The sequence below is a fragment of the Bradyrhizobium sp. 930_D9_N1_4 genome, from assembly GCF_052076015.1.
In the GTDB taxonomy this organism is placed as follows: domain Bacteria; phylum Pseudomonadota; class Alphaproteobacteria; order Rhizobiales; family Xanthobacteraceae; genus Bradyrhizobium.
The window spans coordinates 1941443-1961675 of sequence record NZ_CP197236.1 but is presented as its reverse complement, the minus strand read 5'-3'; the positions used below and the strand labels follow the sequence as shown (position 1 = coordinate 1961675).

General features: G+C 63.5%; 20 protein-coding genes and 1 tRNA gene. 13 read left to right on the top strand and 8 right to left on the bottom strand.

The features are described from left to right. Positions 1-116 precede the first annotated feature (116 nt). Complete coding sequence (locus AB7532_RS09160) at positions 117-1136, top strand: restriction endonuclease (protein ID WP_441234476.1); 1020 nt, start codon at positions 117-119, stop codon at positions 1134-1136. Between the two features lie 246 nt (positions 1137-1382). Here AB7532_RS09160 and AB7532_RS09155 read toward each other — a convergent pair whose 3' ends face one another. The 3 genes from AB7532_RS09155 to AB7532_RS09145 are packed head-to-tail and all read right to left on the bottom strand — an operon-like array spanning position 1383 to position 3112. Beyond that, complete coding sequence (locus AB7532_RS09155; protein ID WP_441234475.1) at positions 1383-2138, bottom strand: ImmA/IrrE family metallo-endopeptidase; 756 nt, start codon at positions 2136-2138, stop codon at positions 1383-1385. 10 nt (positions 2139-2148) lie between these two features. Beyond that, positions 2149-2553: a hypothetical protein gene (locus AB7532_RS09150; RefSeq protein ID WP_441234474.1), complete on the bottom strand. Its 405-nt coding sequence runs from the start codon at positions 2551-2553 to the stop codon at positions 2149-2151. Further along, a complete protein-coding gene (locus tag AB7532_RS09145; RefSeq protein ID WP_441234473.1) occupies positions 2540-3112 on the bottom strand; it encodes a hypothetical protein in 573 nt (190 codons plus the stop codon). Before AB7532_RS09145 ends, AB7532_RS09150 begins: the two co-directional genes overlap by 14 nt. Positions 3113-3262: 150 nt before the next feature. Here AB7532_RS09145 and AB7532_RS09140 point away from each other — a divergent pair, with 150 nt between their 5' ends. Then, complete coding sequence (locus AB7532_RS09140) at positions 3263-3547, top strand: DUF3892 domain-containing protein (protein ID WP_441234472.1); 285 nt, start codon at positions 3263-3265, stop codon at positions 3545-3547. A 24-nt stretch (positions 3548-3571) separates the two neighbouring features. Then, the gene (locus AB7532_RS09135; RefSeq protein ID WP_441234471.1) at positions 3572-3778 is read left to right on the top strand and encodes a DUF2188 domain-containing protein; all 207 of its coding nucleotides are present in this window, start codon (positions 3572-3574) and stop codon (positions 3776-3778) included. A 294-nt stretch (positions 3779-4072) separates the two neighbouring features. On the opposite strand, the gene AB7532_RS09130 is transcribed toward AB7532_RS09135, so the two are convergent. Next, positions 4073-4147, bottom strand: a tRNA-Gln gene (locus AB7532_RS09130). Between the two features lie 260 nt (positions 4148-4407). Between AB7532_RS09130 and AB7532_RS09125 the strand changes: the two genes are divergently transcribed. Further along, on the top strand, positions 4408-6183 hold the full coding sequence (locus tag AB7532_RS09125) for an acyl-CoA dehydrogenase (protein WP_441234470.1): 1776 nt from the start codon (positions 4408-4410) through the stop codon (positions 6181-6183). A 167-nt stretch (positions 6184-6350) separates the two neighbouring features. Here the strand turns inward: AB7532_RS09125 and AB7532_RS09120 are convergent, their stop codons facing one another. Beyond that, positions 6351-7583: an MFS transporter gene (locus AB7532_RS09120; RefSeq protein ID WP_441234469.1), complete on the bottom strand. Its 1233-nt coding sequence runs from the start codon at positions 7581-7583 to the stop codon at positions 6351-6353. A gap of 301 nt (positions 7584-7884) precedes the next feature. On the opposite strand from AB7532_RS09120, the gene AB7532_RS09115 reads away from it, so the two are divergent. From AB7532_RS09115 to AB7532_RS09080, 8 genes are all read left to right on the top strand, one after another. Next, entirely contained in the window at positions 7885-8643 is a 759-nt protein-coding gene (locus AB7532_RS09115; protein ID WP_441234468.1) for an enoyl-CoA hydratase-related protein, read from the top strand. Between the two features lie 236 nt (positions 8644-8879). Next, complete coding sequence (locus AB7532_RS09110; protein ID WP_441234467.1) at positions 8880-10538, top strand: bifunctional metallophosphatase/5'-nucleotidase; 1659 nt, start codon at positions 8880-8882, stop codon at positions 10536-10538. 131 nt (positions 10539-10669) lie between these two features. Next, positions 10670-11599: a histone deacetylase family protein gene (locus AB7532_RS09105; RefSeq protein WP_441234466.1), complete on the top strand. Its 930-nt coding sequence runs from the start codon at positions 10670-10672 to the stop codon at positions 11597-11599. 74 nt (positions 11600-11673) lie between these two features. Beyond that, positions 11674-11925, top strand: a complete 252-nt coding sequence (locus AB7532_RS09100; RefSeq protein WP_008132970.1) for an exodeoxyribonuclease VII small subunit — start codon at positions 11674-11676, stop codon at positions 11923-11925. 584 nt (positions 11926-12509) lie between these two features. Next, positions 12510-14438, top strand: coding sequence for a 1-deoxy-D-xylulose-5-phosphate synthase (gene dxs / locus AB7532_RS09095; RefSeq protein ID WP_441234465.1), 1929 nt, complete (start codon positions 12510-12512; stop codon positions 14436-14438). 38 nt (positions 14439-14476) lie between these two features. Then, the gene (locus tag AB7532_RS09090; protein WP_441234464.1) at positions 14477-15031 is read left to right on the top strand and encodes a nucleoside 2-deoxyribosyltransferase; all 555 of its coding nucleotides are present in this window, start codon (positions 14477-14479) and stop codon (positions 15029-15031) included. Between the two features lie 27 nt (positions 15032-15058). Further along, positions 15059-15793, top strand: a complete 735-nt coding sequence (locus AB7532_RS09085; RefSeq protein WP_441234463.1) for a TlyA family RNA methyltransferase — start codon at positions 15059-15061, stop codon at positions 15791-15793. Further along, positions 15786-17033 carry a class I SAM-dependent RNA methyltransferase gene (locus AB7532_RS09080; RefSeq protein ID WP_441234462.1) on the top strand — a complete coding sequence of 416 codons (1248 nt, stop codon included), beginning with the start codon at positions 15786-15788 and terminating at the stop codon, positions 17031-17033. The genes AB7532_RS09085 and AB7532_RS09080 overlap by 8 nt, the downstream gene beginning before the upstream one ends. Here AB7532_RS09080 and AB7532_RS09075 read toward each other — a convergent pair. Next, positions 17030-17629 carry a hypothetical protein gene (locus AB7532_RS09075; RefSeq protein ID WP_441234461.1) on the bottom strand — a complete coding sequence of 200 codons (600 nt, stop codon included), beginning with the start codon at positions 17627-17629 and terminating at the stop codon, positions 17030-17032. The two genes, AB7532_RS09080 and AB7532_RS09075, sit on opposite strands and share 4 nt — an antisense overlap. 167 nt (positions 17630-17796) lie before the next feature. On the opposite strand from AB7532_RS09075, the gene AB7532_RS09070 reads away from it, so the two are divergent. Continuing rightward, a complete protein-coding gene (locus AB7532_RS09070) occupies positions 17797-18855 on the top strand; it encodes a class I SAM-dependent methyltransferase (protein ID WP_441234460.1) in 1059 nt (352 codons plus the stop codon). Positions 18856-18882: 27 nt separating this feature from the next. On the opposite strand, the gene AB7532_RS09065 is transcribed toward AB7532_RS09070, so the two are convergent. Together AB7532_RS09065 and AB7532_RS09060 are read right to left on the bottom strand one after the other, a co-directional pair. After that, positions 18883-19266, bottom strand: a complete 384-nt coding sequence (locus tag AB7532_RS09065) for a glyoxalase superfamily protein (protein WP_441234459.1) — start codon at positions 19264-19266, stop codon at positions 18883-18885. Positions 19267-19486: 220 nt separating this feature from the next. Beyond that, positions 19487-20119 carry a hypothetical protein gene (locus AB7532_RS09060; RefSeq protein ID WP_441234458.1) on the bottom strand — a complete coding sequence of 211 codons (633 nt, stop codon included), beginning with the start codon at positions 20117-20119 and terminating at the stop codon, positions 19487-19489. Positions 20120-20233: the final 114 nt, after the last annotated feature.

The window sequence follows — 20233 nt, the reverse complement described above, 5'->3', positions numbered from 1 at the left end:
CTTGGTTGGCGCGGGAGGGCATCGCGGTTCTCCGTCCTCTTGCCCGCAACAACATGCTGTGAGACGTTGTGGGTAGGGGCGAGAATCGCGCACTCAATACAAAGCGTCTGAAAGACATGACCGCGAAGCGCAAGGGAGACATTTTGGAAGACCTTGTTGCGATGATGCACGAGGTACCTGGAGTCGTTGTCGAGAAGCGGAAGAAGTTGCCCGTCTTGCGCAGCAAGACAGGACGCCGCCGCGAAATCGACGTTCTGATTACATCCAGGGTGGCGGGCTACCCAGTGCGCCTTGCTATTTCGTGTAAGAACGAGGCTAAACCTCTCAATACTATGGCTGTGGATAGCTTCATTCGTATCCTAGAGGAGGTCGGCATCCCTGTGCAGCAAGGCATACTTGTCAGCGCCAAGGGGTATACGAGCGATGCACAGGATGCAGCGAAGTCGCGCGGCATCAAGACGCTTGTCTTTGAAGGTCTCAGCGTAGACCGTCTAAGGCAAGAGATCAGCGCAGCAATCCAGTCCATGGTCTTCTTGCTGATCACGCAAACTGCGTTCAGCGTGCTGCCCTACGTCGAGGAACGCTTTGATGACAATCCGCAGTTTATCAATGCAGCCTTAGACCTAATGGATGAGCCATCGGCAACTCAATTGCTTTCGTGCATGGCATGGCTTTGGATGAACGGCGCGATCCCCCCGGCGATCGGCGTGCACATCATCAATCTGAAGCCAGAGCGTGAGGAAGCGACGTGGCACGTCATAGCTACTGCGACTGTTACCGGATTGATCGCGTCCGTGCCGGGTACGTTCAGCCAGGTCATCCTGAAAAATGCCGAGGCGCGACAGGTCGAGCGTCTGCACATCTCAGCAAAGTTTGAAGAGATCAAAGGTCCGCTGACCTTGGAGACGGTTACTTCTGAGGAAGCCTTGTCGGCCATCGTTCACAAAGAGCCGATGTCGCTGGTAACGCGGATTCGCGTCCCGCGCCTGGTTACCGACCTCGGCTACTGGCCGCCCTCTGAAGAGGCGTTGCAGAGAGCGAAAGCCCTATTTGAAGCGGGTAAGCCGGTGACCTTCGAAGACATTGAGAGTTCAAATCTCGTGGATGCATGGCGTTTCGGCAAAGGTCGAAAATGAGCCGTTGGTAGCGCACGCAGCATCGTGCTCAATACTTTTCAAAACTCGGATTATAACCTTGGCTGGCAGATTCCCCGAGCACCGAGCGCGCCGTTCGCAGCGCCTTGGAGCCAATGGCTAGAGATAACGGCCAGCCGATAGGATCGGTCTTGCCGCGCAAGCTCGTCGAGAACCTCCAATTTCGTAAAGCGCATGACAACTCGGCGGACGATTGACGATATGTTTTGTGCCTTAAAGTGTAGAGGCCTAATCTTCGAGCATGCGTTCGTCCTCGATAATGACCAGACTTAGTGTTTCATCCTCACCGATACGCACCGTTTGCTCCCGCACCACAAACTGGGAAGCATCGGAGCGGTCAAACCAGGCGTCAGCGTCAATCTTGCGGAGCGCCGTGTCGTCGGGGCGGCGGCCGAACTGGACGCCGAAGGCAAAGCTATCCGGATCGAGATCTTCGCGAGGAAACCAGCGACGCGGCACGCTCGGAGCCCTTGCGAACCACTTCCGGCCGCGAGGGCCGTGGCAGATGGCGAAGGCCGGTACATGATCCAGGTCGATGAGACGAATGGATGTTGCGGTCAGGCTTGTCTTGAAAATTCCGCCTAATTTTTCGACCATATCAAAGGTCAGTTTGCCCAGGCCGCGCGCCTGAGGCTGAAAGAGGTATCGGGGCATCAAAAGGTCCGCCGCGTAGCTATCCGCCACCTTCTCAGGCGATAGTGCGTCACGCGGCTTGTAGTCATCAACGCGACAGACAAGCGTCTTGCCGCGATGAAAGCGCCAATGCCCTAGCTCATGCGCGATGGAGAATCGCTTGCGACGCGGGGAGCTATCGTTCTTGACCGTGATAACGGCGGCGCTATTGCATCCGAGAATATGGGCTTCACAGCCGCACAGCGCGCGATAGCGAACCCGGGCTCCCACGTGATGGGCAATGGCTTCGAGATCAATTTCGCCCGGGTCGGTGACGCCAAGCTCCTGGAGAAGCATTTCCGCTGGCGTCACGGTGCAGTCCTCATTCAATCAGGCCGAGGTCGCGCATGGCTTCAAGCATGTCGAGCACGTCAGCGTCCGTGAGCTCGCTTTCTTTCCGCGCCGCCAGGGTAAAAGTCTTGTCACCGGCATGAGCCGCCATGACTTGTCGCAAACGTGCGCGGGCTTCGGCGATGGGTATGGTAGGAGCCGGGCTCGAAATTTTACTCGCCGTAACACCGGCGCGTGCGGCACGAAGACGATCCTTATTGGTAAGCAGAATAGTTTTCTCGAACGCTTCGCGCATATGCTTCGCATTCGCTTCGGCTGACCCAAAATCTTCCACGAACTGAGCCAGAACTTCCTGGTCGGACGCCTTCAGCAGGTCGTCGACCATGGCCAGCTTCAACCGGCGAAGACCAGCCTTGGTGTCATCAGGATCGGACATTTTCCCTCCGTCCCGCAGCAAATTTGAGGAAGCGGCGCCGGATCAGCGTGCGTTTGCTGTCGTAGGCCGTACCCTGCAGACCCGTCAGGTCTTTGAGGTCGTCGGTGCCAAAGCCGGCCACAATACCCTCCACCAACTCGCGGCCCTTTTCATCGTCGTCGAAGAGGGAGAGCAGCTCCTTATACTCACTCTCGAATACCGCATTGTCCTCGGCCGACCAATCGGGGGATGCGGGGTCCTCGGCGCCATCTTCGACGGCGCCTTGCAGGATCGCCACGTGCGGCATCTGATTGCGAGCCTTCTTTCGCTCGCTGTCGGCGACGCTACTCATCGTGTCGATTAAATGCTTCATGACGTCCACGTCTACCGGGCAATTACGCGTTCCCCGAAGGGTCCGCATCTGTGCCTCCTGGATTAAGTCCTCAAAGTCCCAATCGGTCCCCGAGGCAAAGATCCTGCCGACCTTGTGAAGACGTGCCCAGTCGGCCGTGGAGAAGCCCTTGATGGTGGCCTCAATCTCGGCGCGCGGTCGAAATGTCTTCTCGGTCTCAGTAGGCAAGCGTTCGCCCCCTTAAACCCTTATGCGGCGTCTGTCCGCAGTCGCGGACACGCCCAAAAATTATCTTTCGTCAAATGTCGGCGGAGCCCTATCCGCCCAGCATAGGTCATTAGAGCACGATTATGTGCCGCAACCCAAAAGGGAAATTAAATGGCCGACGTTCTTGTTACTTGTATCACGAAACCGCATCCGAGCAGCCCCCATGAGCACATCACAGAGCTCGGAAATCCCAGGGAAAACTGGAAGTGGTCGCGGGAGCGGGTCATCGCGAGCATCGAGGCGAAGACCAACACCTTCTACACGCGCGATCCGCGCACCGGCAAACGCGCGGATATTGGCGTTGTACGGCCCCAAGGGCGGCCCGCCTATGTGCGCACCTACGCCGATGGCGTTTGGAACGACAACCTGCTGGCGATGGATCAGTGCCCCCTTTAAGGGGGCTAGGGATTGGGAAGGGTCATGAACAAGAAGCAGTTGTTTGTGGAGCGGCGTCCGCAAGGCGACTACGCCGTACGGTGCGGAGGGTCGGAGCGCGCCAGCGATGTGCTGGAGACGCAACGTGAAGCCATTGACCGCGCCCGCGAGCTCGAGCCTGGTCGTGAGCCGCTGGTCGAGCGGGTGCGACATACGAGTGCCGGTCAACCCGACCGCTGGCGTAAGCCCTAGCGGTACTGGGCAGTCCCCACTGAGGTGAAACGCGGAGCTCGGTTGTCGAGATTCCCTGACTGTCAGAAAGGGTTTGCCGGGCAATCTGTAGAGCAGCGCGCTCGCACATCCGATTGCTCGTTCGCAAGCGCTTAGCATTGTCGCTCCATGTTGCGTCCATGTTGCGTGGAGCCTTCGGCGATCTTTGGGAAGCCTTGAAAACAAACGGAAATTTTTGCGACAAGACGCGACATGGAATCCGTGAGAATCCCTCGCAATTCACGACCTACTCGTTTGATTCATCGGAATCTTTTTTGGCTGGGGCGGGAGGGATCGAACCTCCGAATGGCGGAATCAAAATCCGCTGCCTTACCGCTTGGCTACGCCCCATCAGCGAGGGAACGGCGGACGAACGGCCGCGGATTCCCTCGAATGCTGCCGGTCTATAGGGAGCGGCGCGGCATTTCAACCGCCTGGAGGGTCAAAATACCACAGCCGCCGCCCGGGGCCCCGCCACACTCTATTATAGGCGGACAACGGGACCGTTCCGGCCCGGTGCGGTCCCGTATCGCGGCCATTGAGACCTCCCTCGTTTCATGGGAATACGGCGCCAATATTTGTCTGCAAGACCTGTCCTCCGGGAGTGAGCCATGACCTACCGCGCGCCGATCTCTGACATGCTGCTGTCGCTCAACCACGGCGCCGGCCTGAAGGCCGCTGTGGACGCCGGCCATTACGGCGATTTCGACGGCGACATCGTTGCCGCCGTGCTGGAGGAAGCCGGCAAGTTCGCAACCGACGTGCTGGCGCCGCTCAACAAGATCGGCGACGAGCACGGCATCAAGCTCGACGACGGCAAGGTCACGACCGCACCGGGCTGGCCGGATGCCTACAAGCGCTGGACCGAAGGCGGCTGGAACGCGGTGTCCGGGCCGGAAGGTTTTGGCGGCCAGGGCCTGCCGATTGCGATCAACGCCGCCTGCACCGAGATCTGGAGCGCGTCCAACGTCGCCTTCGGCCTCTGCCCGCTGCTGACGGCCTCGGCGATGGAGGCGCTGGATGCGCATGGCAGTGACGAGCTGAAAAAGATCTATCTCGAAAAGCTCGTCTCCGGCGAATGGACAGGCACGATGCAGCTGACCGAGCCGCAAGCCGGCTCCGACGTCGGCGCGCTGCGCACCCGCGCCGAGAAGCAGGCCGACGGCACCTATCGCATCAAGGGGACGAAGATCTTCATCACCTATGGCGAGCACGACATGACCGACAACATCGTGCATTTCGTGCTGGCGCGCCTTCCGGACGCGCCTGCCGGCACCAAGGGGATTTCGCTGTTCCTGGTGCCGAAATTCATGGTCAACGAAGACGGCTCGCTCGGCGCACGCAATGACATCTTTGCATCTGGCGTCGAGCACAAGCTTGGCATGCATGCCTCGCCGACCTGCACCATGACCATGGGCGATCAGGGCGGCGCCATCGGCTTCCTTGTCGGCGAAGAGAACCAGGGCATGCGCTGCATGTTCACGATGATGAACCAGGCCCGCCTCGGCGTCGGCCTTGAAGGCGTCGGCGTCGCCGATCGCGCCTATCAGCAGGCATTGTCCTATGCGCAGGAGCGCAAGCAGGGCCGCGCGATCGGCAAGAAGGGCGACGGCTCGGATGCAATCTTCGTGCATCCCGACGTCAAGCGCATGCTGATGCGGATGCGCGCGCAGACCGCGGCCGCACGCACCATCTGCTACGCCACCGCCGTCGCGCTCGACGTCTCCACGCGCGCCAAGGATCCGAAGGTGCGTGCCGATGCGGCCGCGCGCGCGGCGCTGCTGACGCCGATGGCCAAGGGATATTCGACCGATATCGGCAACGAGGTCGCCTATCTCGGCGTGCAGGTGCATGGCGGCATGGGCTTCATCGAGGAGACCGGTGCCGCGCAGCACTATCGCGATGCGCGCATCACTGCGATCTACGAGGGCACCAACGGCATCCAGGCGATCGATCTCGTGACGCGAAAGCTGGCCGCTAATGGCGGCGCCTCGGTATGGGCGCTGCTCGACGAGCTCTCGGCAATTGTGAAGCAGGTCGAGGCCTCCAACGATCCCGCCTTCGGCACCACGGGCGTGAAATTGCGCGAGGCGCTGGAGGCGCTGACGCGCAGCAGCAAATGGCTGCTGGAGCGCGTTGCCTCCGCACCGAACGAGGCGCTCGCCGGCGCAACGCCGTATCTCCAGCAATTCGGTTCGACGCTCGGCGGCTGCATGCTGGCCTCCGAGGCGCTGGCCGCGAAGGCCGACGGCAACGCGGACGCATCGCGCTACGTCTCGCTGGCGCGCTTCTTCGCCGAGAACATCGCGGTGCAAGCCGGCGCGCTCGAGCGCACCGTGACTGACAGTGCGGAGTCGGTTGCGGCGGCGGATGCGGTGTTGCTGTAATCCGGACGCCCACCACGATGTGAGCCGAGGCATTTCCTCCCCTCCGCTGTCATTCCCCGCGAAAGCGGGGAATCCAGTACGCCGCGGCCCGTCGATCAACCACAGACGTCTTGGCGTACTGGATCGCCCGATCAAGTCGGGCGATGACACCGAGTATGTGGGACGAGCTACGAAGCTACGATCTTCACGCGCGGCCCCGGCCGCCACAGCACGACGCCGGCCGCCACGAGATCCAGCGCCACGCATAGCGCGAACGCCGCCGTGTAATTGCCGGTCAAACTCCGCACCAGGCCGACGATGCCGGGGCCGAAGGCGCTGACGATGCCGCTGATCGAGGTGCCCAATCCCATCGCCGCGGCAAAGGCGGCGCTGCCGATCTCGCGCTGGATGATCAGGGGCGGGAACGTGATCATGTTGCCGATCGAGAAGCCGTAGACGGCGCAGCACATCAGCAGCACCGTCGGGCTCTCGCTCTGCACCAGCACGAACAGCGCCGCCGCCTGGCTCGTCATCGACACCGCGCAGGCGAGCCTGGGATCGAGCCGGTCGACGAACAGGCCGAGCGACAGGCGGCCGACCACCGCCATCGCCGCCATGATCGTGACCGCGAGCCCCGCGGTGTAACGCCCGACCAGCGGCTCGAGAAACGTCACCTGGTGGATGATGAATCCCATCTGCGCCAGGAGCGCGATCGCGATCGGCAGCACCATGGTCCAGAACGCGGCGTTGGCAAGCAACGTCTTGCGGGAATGGGCCGGCGTGGCGGTGCCAACGGGGCGTCCGCCCGATGCCGGCGACATCTGCGAAGGCCAGCCGATGAAGAAGGCGACCACAGGCAATACCAACACGATCATTGCCATCGTCGCCGCCAGCATGGCGGAGCGAAAGCCGATGCTGCTGGATAGAGACAACAGCAGCGGGACGAGCACGATGCCGCCGCAGGTGGCGCCGTTGAAGGCGAGGCTGAGCGCGAGGCCGCGGCGCCGTTCGAACCAGGCATTCAGCACGGTCGCGATCACCACGGTGCCCATGCCGGTCCAGCCCACCGACATCAGCGCATAGGCGAGATACAGTTGCCAGGGCGTTTGCATGACTGCCAGCAGCGCGGTCGAGGCACCGAGCGCCGACAGGCCGCACAGGATCAGCGACCGCAGCCCGATACGGGCCAGCAGATCGTCGGTAAAGATGACGAGCACGGAGGTCAGCAGGAACGAGAAGGTGCTGGCCGCGGAGACCAGCGAGCCCGGCCAGCCATGGGCGCGCTGGAGCTCGGCGAGATAGACGCCCTGGCCGTAAAGGCCGAAGCCGAACATGAAGAAGGCCATCAGGAAGCAGGCCATCACGACGCGCCAGCCGCGATAATGCAGCGAGGATTCGTCAATGCCTGTTGCGGAAATCATCAATCAAGCAATCAGACCAAATGGAACGGCATGGCCCAATCGTGCCCTACAACCACCGGTTTTTCAAATGAAACATTGTAGCCATTTGTTGCAATGCGCAACTGCATGTGCGAAGCGATGCAACCGGAATGATCCGGCACGGCGCGGTTCCCGAAAGCAAGCGACGGCGCGCCATGCAATGGGCTCACGGCGGCGGTCTCGAAAAGGTCGAGCGGGCGGATTGGCAGGCCTGCGAGATGATGTAGGCTGAGCTTGCGGGACTCGCCAAAGGCCAGCGTCGCGGCGACCGCAGGGGGCTCACATGCCGAATGGCAATATCGTCGTCACCGAAGAACGCGGAACGCGTATCATCACCCTGCGGCGTCCGAGCAAGAAGAACGCGATCACGCAGGACATGTATCGCGAGATGAGCCGCGCGATCGACACCGCGCAGAACAATCCGGACATCCGCTGCATGATCATCACCGGCGGCTCCGGCGTGTTCACCGCCGGCGACGACATCGACGATTTCATGCACGCCGACACCTCGCGCCCGGAGACATTGTCGGACGGCGCCAAGTTTCTTTATTCGCTCACGCTCAACGTCAAGCCGATCATCGCGGCCGTGGATGGCGCCTCGATCGGCATGGGCACCGTGATGCTGCTCCATTGCGACTACGTGCTCGCATCGAACGCCGCGACCTTCTCCGCGCCCTATATCCATCTCGGGCTGGTGCCGGTCGGCGCGGCCAGCCTGTTGATGCCCAGCACGATGGGTTACCAGCGCGCTTTCGCGATGCTGGTCATGGGCCGAACCTTTTCGGCCGCGGAGGCCCACGCGGCCGGCTTCGTCAACACCGTGGTCTCGCCGGGTCATACCGAGGTCGAGGCCCGCAAGGTCGCGCGCGAGATCTGCCGGCTTCCGGCCGAAGCGGTTGCGGCCTCCCGCAAATTGCTGCGCACCCCGCCCGAAGAGCTCACCCGCCGCATCGACCAGGAGGGCCATCTGTTCGGCGAGCGGCTGAAGTCCGAAGAGGCGATTGCGGCGTTTAATGCGTTCGCGAACAGGAAGAAGCGGTAGCGAGCTCTCCCCGCGAGTGAGGTATGGCAGGGTGGGCAAAGGCGCACTTGCGCCGTGCCCACGCCTTCTCGTCAAGTGGCCAAGACGTGGCACGGTTCAAGACATGGGCGCTTCAAGACGTGGGCACGCTACGCTTTGCCCACCCTACGAGATCGTGCTCGGGGACGCCCCCTCATCCAGCAACGCTCACGACAATGCTTCGTGAAATCTTCGCTTGGAACGTCTAGTCTGGTTCCATGAGATATCGATCCATCCTTGCCACGCTTTCGCTCGTCCTCGCCACCCTCCCCGCATCGGCCCAGACCGCCGCGCCGGTGGAGCTGCGCATTCTCGCGATCAACGATTTCCACGGCAATCTGCGGCCGCCGCCGGGCGGCATTCGCATCAACGACCCCGAGGACAAGGCGAAGAAGGTGGCAGTCGCGGCCGGCGGCGCCGAGTACATGGCGACGCTGGTCAAGCAGCTGCGCGAGGGGCACAAAAACACGATCTTCGTCGCGGCCGGCGATCTGATCGGCGCGAGCCCGTTCTTGTCGGCGATGTTTCACGACGAGCCTTCGGTCGAGGCGCTCTCGTTGATGGGGCTTGCCATCACCTCGGTCGGCAATCACGAGTTCGACGAAGGCAAGACCGAGCTGTTGCGGATGCAGAACGGCGGCTGCCATCCGGTCGATGGCTGCCAGGGGCCGCATCCCTTCACGGGCGCCAAATTCCATTACCTCGCGGCATCCACCGTAGAGACCGCGACCGGCAAGAGCGTGCTGCCGCCCTACGAGATCCGGGAGTTCGAGGGCATTCCCGTCGCCTTCATCGGGCTGACCTTGAAGGAGACCGCGGGCATCGTCTCGCCCGCAGGCATTGCCGGGCTCCAATTCCGCGACGAGGCCGAGACGGTGAACGCGCTGGTGCCGCAGCTGAAGGCGCGCGGTGTGGAGGCGATCGTCGTGCTGATCCACCAGGGCGGTGAGCCCTCCGGCGACTACAATGAATGCCCGGCCATTACCGGCCCGATCGTCGACATCGTCAGGAAATTCGACCGCGCCGTCGACGTCGTCGTCAGCGGCCACACCCATCGCGCCTATGTTTGCGACATCGATGGCCGGCTCGTCACCAGCGGCGACAAATACGGTACGCTGGTCACCGCGATCGACCTCAAGCTCGATCCTGCGACGCGCGACATCGTCGGCGCCAGGGCCGAGAACGTCATCGTCGCCACGGCCTCGCTCGCGAAGGATCCCGAGCAGACTGCATTGATCGACGCTTACGACAGACTGTCGGCGCCGATCGCCAATCGCCCGGCCGGATCGGTGACGCAGATGCTGTCGCGCGTTCCGAACGAGGCCGGCGAGAGCGCGCTCGGCGACGTCATCGCCGATGCCCAGCTCTTCGCCACGAAAGATGCGAAGGATGGCAGCGCTGTCATCGCCCTCACCAATCCCGGCGGCGTCCGCACCGACATCGTCCCGAAGGAGAACGGCGCGGTGTCGTTCGGCGAATTGTTCGCGAGCCAGCCGTTCCGCAACCGCCTCGTCACCATGACGCTGACGGGCAGCCAGCTCAAGGACATGCTGGAGCAGCAATGGCTCGATCCGAAGCGCCCGCGAATCCTTCAGGTCTCGAACGGCTTCAGCTACACATGGGACGCCTCGAAGCCATTCGGCGAGCGCATCAGTCTCGAGACGATGACGCTCAGCGGCAGGCCGATCGAACCTGGAAGCGGCTACCGCGTCACCCTCAACGATTATCTCGCGGTCGGCGGCGACGGCTTTACTGTCGCCAAGCAGGGCACGGCGCCGCAATATGGCGGCTATGACGCGGACGCGCTGTTCGCGTTCTTCCGGGCGCACGGGCCGATCGGTCCGCTGCCGCCCACCCGCATCCTGCGCGTGAATTGATTCGGATCAAACCGGCGGCGCGGGGCCGCCCTTTGCCATTCCGTGGGGAACGCATAGATTGGGTTTTGCATTGCGTTTTGGTGCCGGATGCGCCAACGACGTCAAGAGCCGTATCCTGTGAGGCCGACCTGATGAGCACGCTTCTCCTCTCCCACAAGGCCTGCCTCGACCACGTCACGCCGCCGGGACATCCTGAAAGACCCGACCGCCTGCGTGCGGTGGAGGAAGCGCTGTCGGTCGAGCGATTCCAGTACCTCGTGCGCGACCTTGCGCCGGAAGGCGATCTCGATCTCGTGACGCTCTGTCACAACGAGCATTACGTCACCGAGCTGCGCCACATCGCGCCGACCAGCGGCCAGGTCTATATCGACGGCGACACCTCGATGTCACCGGGCACGTGGGAAGCGGTGATGCGCGGCGTCGGCGGCGCGGTGGCGGCGACCGAAGCGGTGATGAACGGCGAGCACCGCAACGCCTTCGTCGCGGTGCGCCCGCCCGGCCATCACGCCGAGATCGGCAAGCCGATGGGCTTCTGCTTCTTCGACAATGTCGCGATCGCCGCGCGCCACGCCCAGCGCAAATACGGCATCGAGCGCGCCGCCATCGTCGATTTCGACGTGCATCACGGCAACGGCACGCAGGACATCTTCTGGTCCGATCCGACCGTGATGTACTGCTCGACGCATCAGATGCCGCTGTTTCCGGGCACCGGCGCGAAGGGCGAACGCGGCGACCACGACACCATCGTCAACGCGCCGCTCGCCTCCGAGGACGGCGGCCCCGAATTCCGCATCGCGTTCGAGAACCTGATCCTGCCGCAGCTCGAAAAATTCAGTCCCGAGCTGCTCATCATCTCCGCGGGCTTCGACGCACATTACCGCGATCCGCTCGCCTCGCTGAACTTGCGCGCCGAGGACTACACCTGGGTCACGCGCAAGCTGATGGACCTCGCGGACAAGTCCGCCGGTGGGCGCGTTGTTTCCGTGCTCGAAGGCGGCTACGACCTGCAAGGACTGAAAGAATCTGTTACGGCGCATGTCGGCGCCCTCATGGGCGCCTGACGACACCCGCCACATAAAGCCCGCAAAACCCGCCTTCATTGTCAGGCAAGCGAATCGCGCAATCGGAAACGGATATGGCCGAAAATACCCAAGTCGACGTCTCCAGGCTCACCTTCGAGCGCGCGATCGAGGAACTCGAGACGATCGTGAAGCGGCTCGAGGACGGCAAGGTGCCGCTCGAGGAATCCGTGACGATCTACGAGCGCGGCGAGGCTTTGAAGCGGCGCTGCGAGGAATTGCTCCGCCAGGCCGAGGCCCGCGTCGACAAGATCACCACCGACGCCAGCGGCCAGGCCACCGGCACCGCCCCGCTCGACGTGCAGTAAAGGCCGCGCGAAGCCGCCCGTCTCAAGCATCGGCCGTCTGCATTTTTTCATGATCGCACGCCGCTGATTTCTCTTATGGGCCGGGTGACCCGGTGCGAGCATCGTGGAACTCGCCCGCGAGGGCCTCGCGGCGTCCGAATCCGTCCAAAATGGCCTTCCTCGCGCCCAAAATCCTGTCAGGGAACCGGGCAAGACGGGAACGCTTCCGCCGGCGCCACGGTTAACCACTCTGGCCCGCGAGTTGCACCTGCATGCCCGTAATCGGCCCAGCGGGTTGGCTTTGGCCCAAGCTTTGGTGTAAAGCTGCGCGGAGTGTGGCTTTTTGTTAGCCTTGCGTGGGCAGAGAATTCCGACGACAAGCGCTTCAAACTGCTAATGAAATTGGCTGGGACGGACGAAGCCGATCTACGTGACAGGGATCACAGAGACTGAACCGGAGCGCACTTAGGCTCACCTAAGCTTGAAGACGGGGCCTTGCCCCATGCAGGTGGCTCCGACGGTTTAAGGACTCGCGCTGCGCCGATATTGTGCAAACCCATCGCGCCCCGGAACGATCTTCCGGCGCTGACAAATTGGAAATCGCCGTGAACGCATACAGTAAGACGCCGCTTCTCGACACCATCAAGACGCCGGACGACCTGCGCAAGCTCAAGATCGAGCAGGTTCGCCAGGTCGCCGACGAGCTGCGTCAGGAGACGATCGATGCAGTCTCGGTGACCGGCGGTCACTTTGGTGCGGGTCTCGGCGTGGTCGAGCTCACCACCGCGATTCACTACATCTTCGATACGCCGCGCGACCGTCTGATCTGGGACGTCGGCCATCAGGCCTACCCGCACAAGATCCTCACCGGCCGGCGTGACCGCATCCGCACGCTGCGTACCCCCGGCGGCCTGTCCGGCTTCACCAAGCGCAGCGAGAGCGATTACGATCCGTTCGGCGCGGCGCATTCCTCGACCTCGATCTCCGCCGGCCTCGGCATGGCCGTCGCCCGCGACCTTTCCGGCGGCAAGAACAACGTTATCGCCGTGATCGGTGACGGCTCGATGTCAGCGGGCATGGCCTATGAGGCGATGAACAACGCCGGTGCGATGAACTCGCGCCTGATCGTCATCCTCAACGACAACGACATGTCGATTGCGCCGCCGGTCGGCGCCATGAGCGCCTACCTGTCGCGCCTCTACTCCGGCAAGACCTATCGCACGCTGCGCGATGCGGCCAAGCAGATCAACAAGCGCCTGCCCAAGATCCTCGCCAACCGCGCCAACCGCGTCGAGGAATATTCGCGCGGCTTCATGATGGACGGCGGCACGCTGTTCGAGGAGCTCGGTTTCTATTACGTCGGCCCGATCGACGGCCATAACCTCGACCATCTGCTGCCCGTGCTGAAGAACGTGCGCGACATGGAGACCGGCCCGATCCTGGTCCACGTCGTGACGCAGAAGGGCAAGGGCTACGGCCCGGCGGAAGCTTCCGCCGACAAGTACCACGCCGTCGTCAAATTCGACGTCGCCACCGGCACCCAGGCCAAGGCCAAGCCGAATGCGCCGGCCTATCAGAACGTGTTCGGAGCGAGCCTCGTCAAGGAAGCGCAGAAGGACGACAAGATCGTCGCCATCACCGCGGCGATGCCGTCGGGCACCGGCGTCGACATCTTCAACAAGGCGTTCCCGGACCGCACCTTCGACGTCGGCATTGCCGAGCAGCATGCGGTGACGTTTGCCGCCGGTCTTGCGACCGAGGGCTACAAGCCGTTCTGCGCGATCTACTCGACCTTCCTCCAGCGCGGCTACGACCAGATCGTCCATGACGTCGCGATCCAGAACCTGCCCGTCCGCTTCGCCATCGACCGCGCCGGCCTCGTCGGCGCCGACGGTGCGACGCATGCCGGCTCGTTCGACAACGCCTATCTCGGCTGCCTGCCGAACATGGTGATCATGGCGGCGGCCGACGAGGCCGAGCTGGTGCACATGGTGGCGACCCAGGTCGCGATCAACGATCGTCCGAGCTCGCTGCGCTATCCGCGCGGCGAAGGCCGCGGCATCGAGATGCCCGAAGTCGGCGTTCCGCTCGAGGTCGGCAAGGGCCGCATGATCCGCCAGGGCAACAAGATCGCCCTGCTCTCCTTCGGCACGCGCCTCGCCGAATGCGAGAAGGCGGCCGACGAGCTCGCCGCCCATGGCCTCTCCACCTCGATCGCGGATGCGCGCTTCATGAAGCCGCTCGACACCGAGCTGGTGCTCAAGCTCGCGCGCGACCACGACGTCCTGATCACGGTCGAGGAAGGCTCTATCGGCGGCTTCGGTTCGCATGTCGCGCAGTACCTGACCGATCAGGGCGTGCTCGACACCGGCATGGTGCGCTTCCGCTCTCTGGTGCTGCCCGACGTGTTCCAGGACCACGACACGCCGAACGCGATGTACGCCCGCGCCGGTCTCGACGCCAAGGGCATCGTCGCCAAGGTGTTCGAAGCGCTCGGCAAGGACGTCAAGACCGAGACGGTCAAGCTCGCCTGAGAGCGAGCTTCGACCTTCTGCGAAGCGACATCACGTCCATGAAAATCTATCTGGCAGGTCCCGACGTGTTCCTGCCGGATGCGGTCGAGATCGGCCGGCGCAAGGTCGCGATCTGTGCCGCGCACGGGCTCACCGGCCTCTATCCCCTCGACAACGCGATCGACCTCACCTCGCCTGACGCCTCCCGGCAGATCTTCTGCGGCAATGAGGCGATGATGGACGAGGCCGACGCGATCATCGCCAACCTCACCCCGTTCCGTGGCGCCGGCGCCGATCCGGGCACCGTCTACGAGCTCGGCTACATGGCCGGCCGCCGCAAGTTTTGCCTGGCCTATTCCAACGACGGCGCCGCCTATGCCGACCGGCTCGGCCGCTTCATGGCCGTCACCTCCGAGGACGGACGGCTGGTCGATGCACAGGGTCTGTCGGTCGAGGATTTCGGCCTCGTCGACAATCTCATGATGATCCATGCGCTGGAGCTGCACGGCTGCCCGCTGGTGACGCCCGCCACGATGCCGATCGACGTCTGGCACGATCTGGCCGCGTTCGAGGCTTGCGTCCGGATGGCGTCCGCGCGATTGATCGCCACATAAGCCGATCACGTCTTTCCCGGAGATCCGATGTCCCCTGCCCGCAAGCGCGCGGATGTTCTGCTGGTCGAGCGCGGCCTGTTCGAGAGCCGGGCGCGGGCGCGTGCGGCCATCGAGGCCGGCCTCGTCACGGCGGACGACAAGCAGGTCGCAAAGCCGTCCGAGACGATCGCCGAGGACGCGGTGATCCAGGCCGAAGCCGCGCACCCCTACGTCTCCCGCGGCGGCGTCAAGCTCGCCGGCGCGCTGGAGCGTTACCCGATCGAGATCGAGGACCATGTCTGCCTCGACGTCGGCGCCTCCACCGGCGGCTTCACCGAGGTGCTGCTGGCGAACGGCGCGAGCCTGGTGTTCGCCATCGATGTCGGCACCAGCCAGCTGCATGCCTCGCTGCGCGGTCATCCCAAGATTGTCTCGATGGAGGAGACCGATATCCGCGCCTATGACGGCAAGCGGTTGCCGGCGCGACCCGATGTGGTCGTGATCGACGTCAGCTTCATCTCGCTGAAGACCGTGCTGCCCGTGGCGCTGTCGCTGGCGGCTGCGCCGATGAGCCTGCTGGCGTTGATCAAGCCGCAATTCGAGGCCGAACGGAAGCACAACAAGAAGGGCATCGTTCGCGACGCCGCCGTGCACAAGGAGATCTGCGACGACATCGCAGCCTTCGCGGCGTCGCTCGGCTGCACCGATATCGAGGTGTTCGCCTCCTCGATCACGGGCGGCGACGGCAACGTCGAATTCTTCCTGGGCGCGCGCCGTGGTTGAGCGCGTGACCATCGACCATGTCGGCCATCGCGGCGACGGTATCTCGCTCACCACGGGCGATGCGGTCTACGTGCCCTACACGCTCGGCGGCGAGACCGTCGAGGTCGATCACGTTGCGGGCAATCATCCCGACCGCCGCAAGCTGCTGGCGGTCGATGTCGCAAGCCCCGAGCGCGTCCAGCCGTTTTGTCCGCATTTCGGTGTCTGCGGCGGCTGCGCGATCCAGCACTGGGCGACTGAACCCTATCACGCCTGGAAGCGCAGCATCGTGGTCGAGACGCTGGCGCAGGCCGGCATCGATTGCGAGGTGGCGCCACTGGTCGATGCCCATGGCGCGGGCCGCAGACGCGTGACGCTGCACGGCCGCTTCGGCACGCATGATGTCCTCAAGGTCGGCTTCTCCGCCGCCGGCTCGCACGACGTGATCCCGATCCATCGCTGCCCGATCCTCGATCCCGGGCTCGCCGGTGCGCTCGACGCCGCCTGGGCGCTGGCCGAGCCGCTGACGTCGAAAATGCCGGTGACGAAACCGCTCGATATCCAGGTCACCGCGGCCGCCAACGGCCTCGATGTCGATCTGCGCGGCTCCGGCCCGCTGCCGACGCCGCTGGTCACAGCACTGTCGCGCGTCGCCGAGCAGCATCGGCTGGCGCGGCTGACCCGACACGGAGAGCTGGTGCTGCAGCGCCTGCCGCCGACGGTCAGGATGGGCCGTGCTGAAGTGACGCTGCCGCCGGGCTCGTTCCTGCAAGCAACCGTCGCAGGTGAAGAGACGCTGGCGTCTCTCGTCGCCGAGCGCGTCGGCAAGGCCAAGGAGGTTCTCGACCTCTTCTGCGGCGTCGGCCCGTTCGCGCTGCGGCTCGCCGAGAAGGCCCGCGTTGCCGCCTATGACAACGACGCCGGTGCCATCGCCGCGCTGGTGAAAGCGGCGCGCACGCCGGGCCTCAAGCCAATCAAGGCCGAGCCGCGCGACCTGTTCCGCCGTCCCCTGGTGCCGCCGGAGCTGCGCGACTTCGACGCCGTCGTGTTCGATCCGCCGCGCCAGGGCGCGCAGGCGCAAGCGCTAAAGCTTGCTGCGAGCAAGGTGCCGGTGATTATCGCAGTGTCCTGCAATGTCGCGACGTTCGCGCGCGACGCGCGGCTCTTGATCGACGGCGGCTACAAGATCGAGAGTGTCGTGCCGGTCGATCAGTTCCGCCACACGCCGCATGTCGAATTGGTGGCGCGCTTTACGCGCTAGCGCCGAAGCCCACTCAACGCCGGCGACTCGCCCGGCAGCATGTTCGATCTGATATCACTGTCCATGCGGCCCGAGTCCTGCTGGACCACACCGGCGCCGAACGACAGGCTGAGGTTGGAGGTCGGCTTGAACTCGACACCCGCGAATGCGCCGTAACCGGGCGCTACACCGGACGTGAGCGGGGCCAGCGAGCTGCCGATGCCGTCGCCGTATTTCTGCGAATTGAAACCGGCAAAGAACGTGACCGGCATGCCGCCCGCGGTCTTGGTGTTGTAGCCGAACTGCGTGCTGTCATAGGAGAGTGCGCTGAAATTGCCGGTCAGTCCCGTCTGGCCGAGACCGCTCCAGTTCAAATTGCCTCGCTGACTACCGACGAAGAAGCCGGGACGAAAATCGTAGCCTCCGTTGCCGCCACCATTGAAGCTCGGAAAATTGTCGTAGCCGTCGGCGCTCTGGACCGCGCTGCCGCCAGGGCCAAATGGCCCGCCCGGGATCCAATATTGCAGCGGCGCGACCTGCGCATGAACCGGCGCTCCACCGAGGCAGAGCACGGCGAAGAAAGCTGCGAGACCGCAAGAGCGTGTAAGGCTGGACATTCAAATAACCATCGAAAAGTCCGCGAATTATATCCTCAGGATATCGTGATTGCCAGCATAGCGACGCCCGTTCCCCCCGGGGGTTCCGGATCACGTTTTCCCGCGAGATTGAACTTCCCTCGGGCCGGATTGACCCATGTTGGGGGCACCTCAGCATGGAGGCCGCCATGAACGTCGATTCCGATAGGTTGAATGCCTTTATGGGCAAGATGGTCACCGAGTTCGGTGCCGCGATGAATGCATCGCTGGTCCTTCTCGGCGACAAGCTCGGTCTCTACCGCGCCCTCGCCGCCAAGGGCCCGATGAACTCTTCCGAGCTCGCGAGCACCACCGGAACGAAGGAGCGCTATGTCCGCGAATGGCTCGCGAGCCAGGCCGCGTCCGGCTACATCGAATACGATTCAGCCTCGGGTAAATTCTCGATGCTGCCCGAGCAGGTGATGGCGCTCGCCGACGAGGACAGCCCGGTCTTCCTCGGCGCATTCGGCAACCTCATCGCGTCGGCATTTCTCGACGAGCCCAAGATTTCGGACGCATTCAAGTCCGGCAAGGGCGTCGGCTGGAACCGCCGCAGCGAGTGCCTGTTCTGCGGCACGGCCCGCTTCTTCCGCACCGGTTACATGCATCACCTCGTGCAGGAATGGCTGCCCGCGCTCGACGGCGTCGTGGACAAGCTCAAGCGCGGCGCCAAGGTCGCCGATGTCGGCTGCGGGCACGGCGTTTCGACACGGCTGATGGCAGAGGCCTTTCCGAACTCCCGCTTCTACGGCTTCGACTATCACGAGGGCTCGATCGAGGCGGCGCGAAAGGCGGCCGGCGAGGCCAAGCTCGGCGAACGCGTCAGCTTCGCAGTCCATTCGGCCAAGACCTATCCGGCCGAAGGATACGATCTCGTCTGCTTCTTCGACTGCCTGCACGACATGGGCGATCCGGTCGGCGCCATCAGCCATGTCCGGGAGACCATGGCGAAGGACGGCACCTGCATGCTGGTCGAGCCGTTCGCGAACGACCGCCTCGAAGACAATCTCAATCCGGTCGGGCGCGTCTATTATGCGGCGTCGACCATGATCTGCACGCCTGCCTCGCTCGACCAGGAGGTCGGTCTTGCGCTCGGCGCCCAAGCCGGCGAGGCAAGGTTGCGCAAGGTCGCCAGCGAAGGCGGCCTGTCGCGCTTCCGCCGCGCGGCGGAAACGCCGTTCAACCTCATCTTGGAAGCACGGCTCTGATCCAAAGCGGGCGCGCGGCCGGCAATGTCAGGCCGCGCCGCTCATGCCCATCCCGAACGTGAGTTGATTGCCGTCGGCATCGACCGCGTCGAAGTCGCGCATGCCATAGTGGCGGTCCTCCAGCTGGTTGATCAGCCGGGCGCCGCGTTCCGCCAGCTCGGCGTAAAGCCGGTCGACGTCTCGCACGAAGATGCAGAGACCGCCCTGCCCGGGCGATCGCTTCGTTCTGCTTGCGGCGAGCAGATGCAGGTTCACCGCCTCACGGCAGAGGCAGACATAGGACAGGGGCGAGCCGTCCTCGAAGGCAATTTCGAAGCCGAAGACGTCGCGGTAGTGCGCGAGACTCGCTGCGACGTCCGAGACGACGAAGACAGTGGCGGAGCCGGCCATCATCGGGGCTTCGTCGGTCATAGGTCCTCCATGTCGCAAGCAATCTTGATTTGTCCGGGTCTGGCGCTGGCCGCGCTGCTTGCCGTAACAATTTCGGGCGCGGGCCGCGCCGCCGAGCCGAGTAGCGGAGCCGGAGAACGCGACTCCATCATCGTCATTGCGAGCGTGAGTACGCATCAGCGCTATGGATGCAGATGTCGAGCAATGATTGAATGCGATGACGCAATCCAGCGGTGAGCGGCTACGCCGTCCGGTCCACCGACGATGACGAATCCGCAGGCGGATATTTCGTCACGGGCACCGAGAAGGACTTGCTTCCGACCTGATAGATGATCGTGCCGTTCTGTCCGTCCTTGGTCGAGATTTGCGACTGACCGAACATGATGACGTTCTTGTAGAGGTAGCCGGTGCCCTGACGGGTGATACCGTCGGTGGTGACGCTGACGGTGGCTTCCTTGTCGTTGATGGCGAGAACACGAAAGCTCGCGCTCTTGCCGTTGTCGGAGGAGTAACCGCCCCAGCTCCCCATGAGATTATTGTCGGAACCGGGAGGCGCCTGCTTCTCGAGAGACGCGGTCTGCTTGCCGACGCCAGAGGAAAACAGGAGCACGAGGTTCTTGCCGTCCTTGGTGCCGACCGTGACGTTGCCGTAGGTGATGGTCGCACCGTTGACCTCGGCGAAGCCCCGTTCGGTATGCCCGTTATGGGTATACTCGACCTGGGCCCGGGCACCCCGGATGTTCACGACCTTGAAGCCGACTTCCTGGTTGTTGCCCGCCCAATTGCCCTTCCAGTCACCGACCAGAGCGCTCTGGTGATACATCCGCTCGTTGGCGGGCGAAATCTGACTGGTGCTCGATGAGATGACGGCCATTGGATTGCTCGGCACACGGGTCTGATCGACCCGCTTCGTTCGCTTCCTGATCAATTTAGGGACATCGACAGGAAACAGACAGAAACAATCCGATTAGGACCATACGGTGGTTAA

Excerpts from the sequence above, each read along its gene's own strand:
- AB7532_RS09110 (WP_441234467.1), top strand. The coding sequence starts at position 8,880 with ATGAGATATCGATCCATCCTTGCCACGCTTTCGCTCGTCCTCGCCACC.
- AB7532_RS09120 (WP_441234469.1), bottom strand. The coding sequence starts at position 7,583 with ATGATTTCCGCAACAGGCATTGACGAATCCTCGCTGCATTATCGCGGC.
- AB7532_RS09115 (WP_441234468.1), top strand. The coding sequence starts at position 7,885 with ATGCCGAATGGCAATATCGTCGTCACCGAAGAACGCGGAACGCGTATC.
- AB7532_RS09125 (WP_441234470.1), top strand. The coding sequence starts at position 4,408 with ATGACCTACCGCGCGCCGATCTCTGACATGCTGCTGTCGCTCAACCAC.
- AB7532_RS09090 (WP_441234464.1), top strand. The coding sequence starts at position 14,477 with ATGAAAATCTATCTGGCAGGTCCCGACGTGTTCCTGCCGGATGCGGTC.
- AB7532_RS09135 (WP_441234471.1), top strand. The coding sequence starts at position 3,572 with ATGAACAAGAAGCAGTTGTTTGTGGAGCGGCGTCCGCAAGGCGACTAC.
- AB7532_RS09160 (WP_441234476.1), top strand. The coding sequence starts at position 117 with ATGACCGCGAAGCGCAAGGGAGACATTTTGGAAGACCTTGTTGCGATG.
- AB7532_RS09140 (WP_441234472.1), top strand. The coding sequence starts at position 3,263 with ATGGCCGACGTTCTTGTTACTTGTATCACGAAACCGCATCCGAGCAGC.
- AB7532_RS09070 (WP_441234460.1), top strand. The coding sequence starts at position 17,797 with ATGAACGTCGATTCCGATAGGTTGAATGCCTTTATGGGCAAGATGGTC.
- AB7532_RS09075 (WP_441234461.1), bottom strand. The coding sequence starts at position 17,629 with ATGTCCAGCCTTACACGCTCTTGCGGTCTCGCAGCTTTCTTCGCCGTG.
- AB7532_RS09150 (WP_441234474.1), bottom strand. The coding sequence starts at position 2,553 with ATGTCCGATCCTGATGACACCAAGGCTGGTCTTCGCCGGTTGAAGCTG.
- AB7532_RS09060 (WP_441234458.1), bottom strand. The coding sequence starts at position 20,119 with ATGGCCGTCATCTCATCGAGCACCAGTCAGATTTCGCCCGCCAACGAG.
- AB7532_RS09085 (WP_441234463.1), top strand. The coding sequence starts at position 15,059 with ATGTCCCCTGCCCGCAAGCGCGCGGATGTTCTGCTGGTCGAGCGCGGC.
- AB7532_RS09100 (WP_008132970.1), top strand. The coding sequence starts at position 11,674 with ATGGCCGAAAATACCCAAGTCGACGTCTCCAGGCTCACCTTCGAGCGC.
- AB7532_RS09105 (WP_441234466.1), top strand. The coding sequence starts at position 10,670 with ATGAGCACGCTTCTCCTCTCCCACAAGGCCTGCCTCGACCACGTCACG.
- AB7532_RS09065 (WP_441234459.1), bottom strand. The coding sequence starts at position 19,266 with ATGACCGACGAAGCCCCGATGATGGCCGGCTCCGCCACTGTCTTCGTC.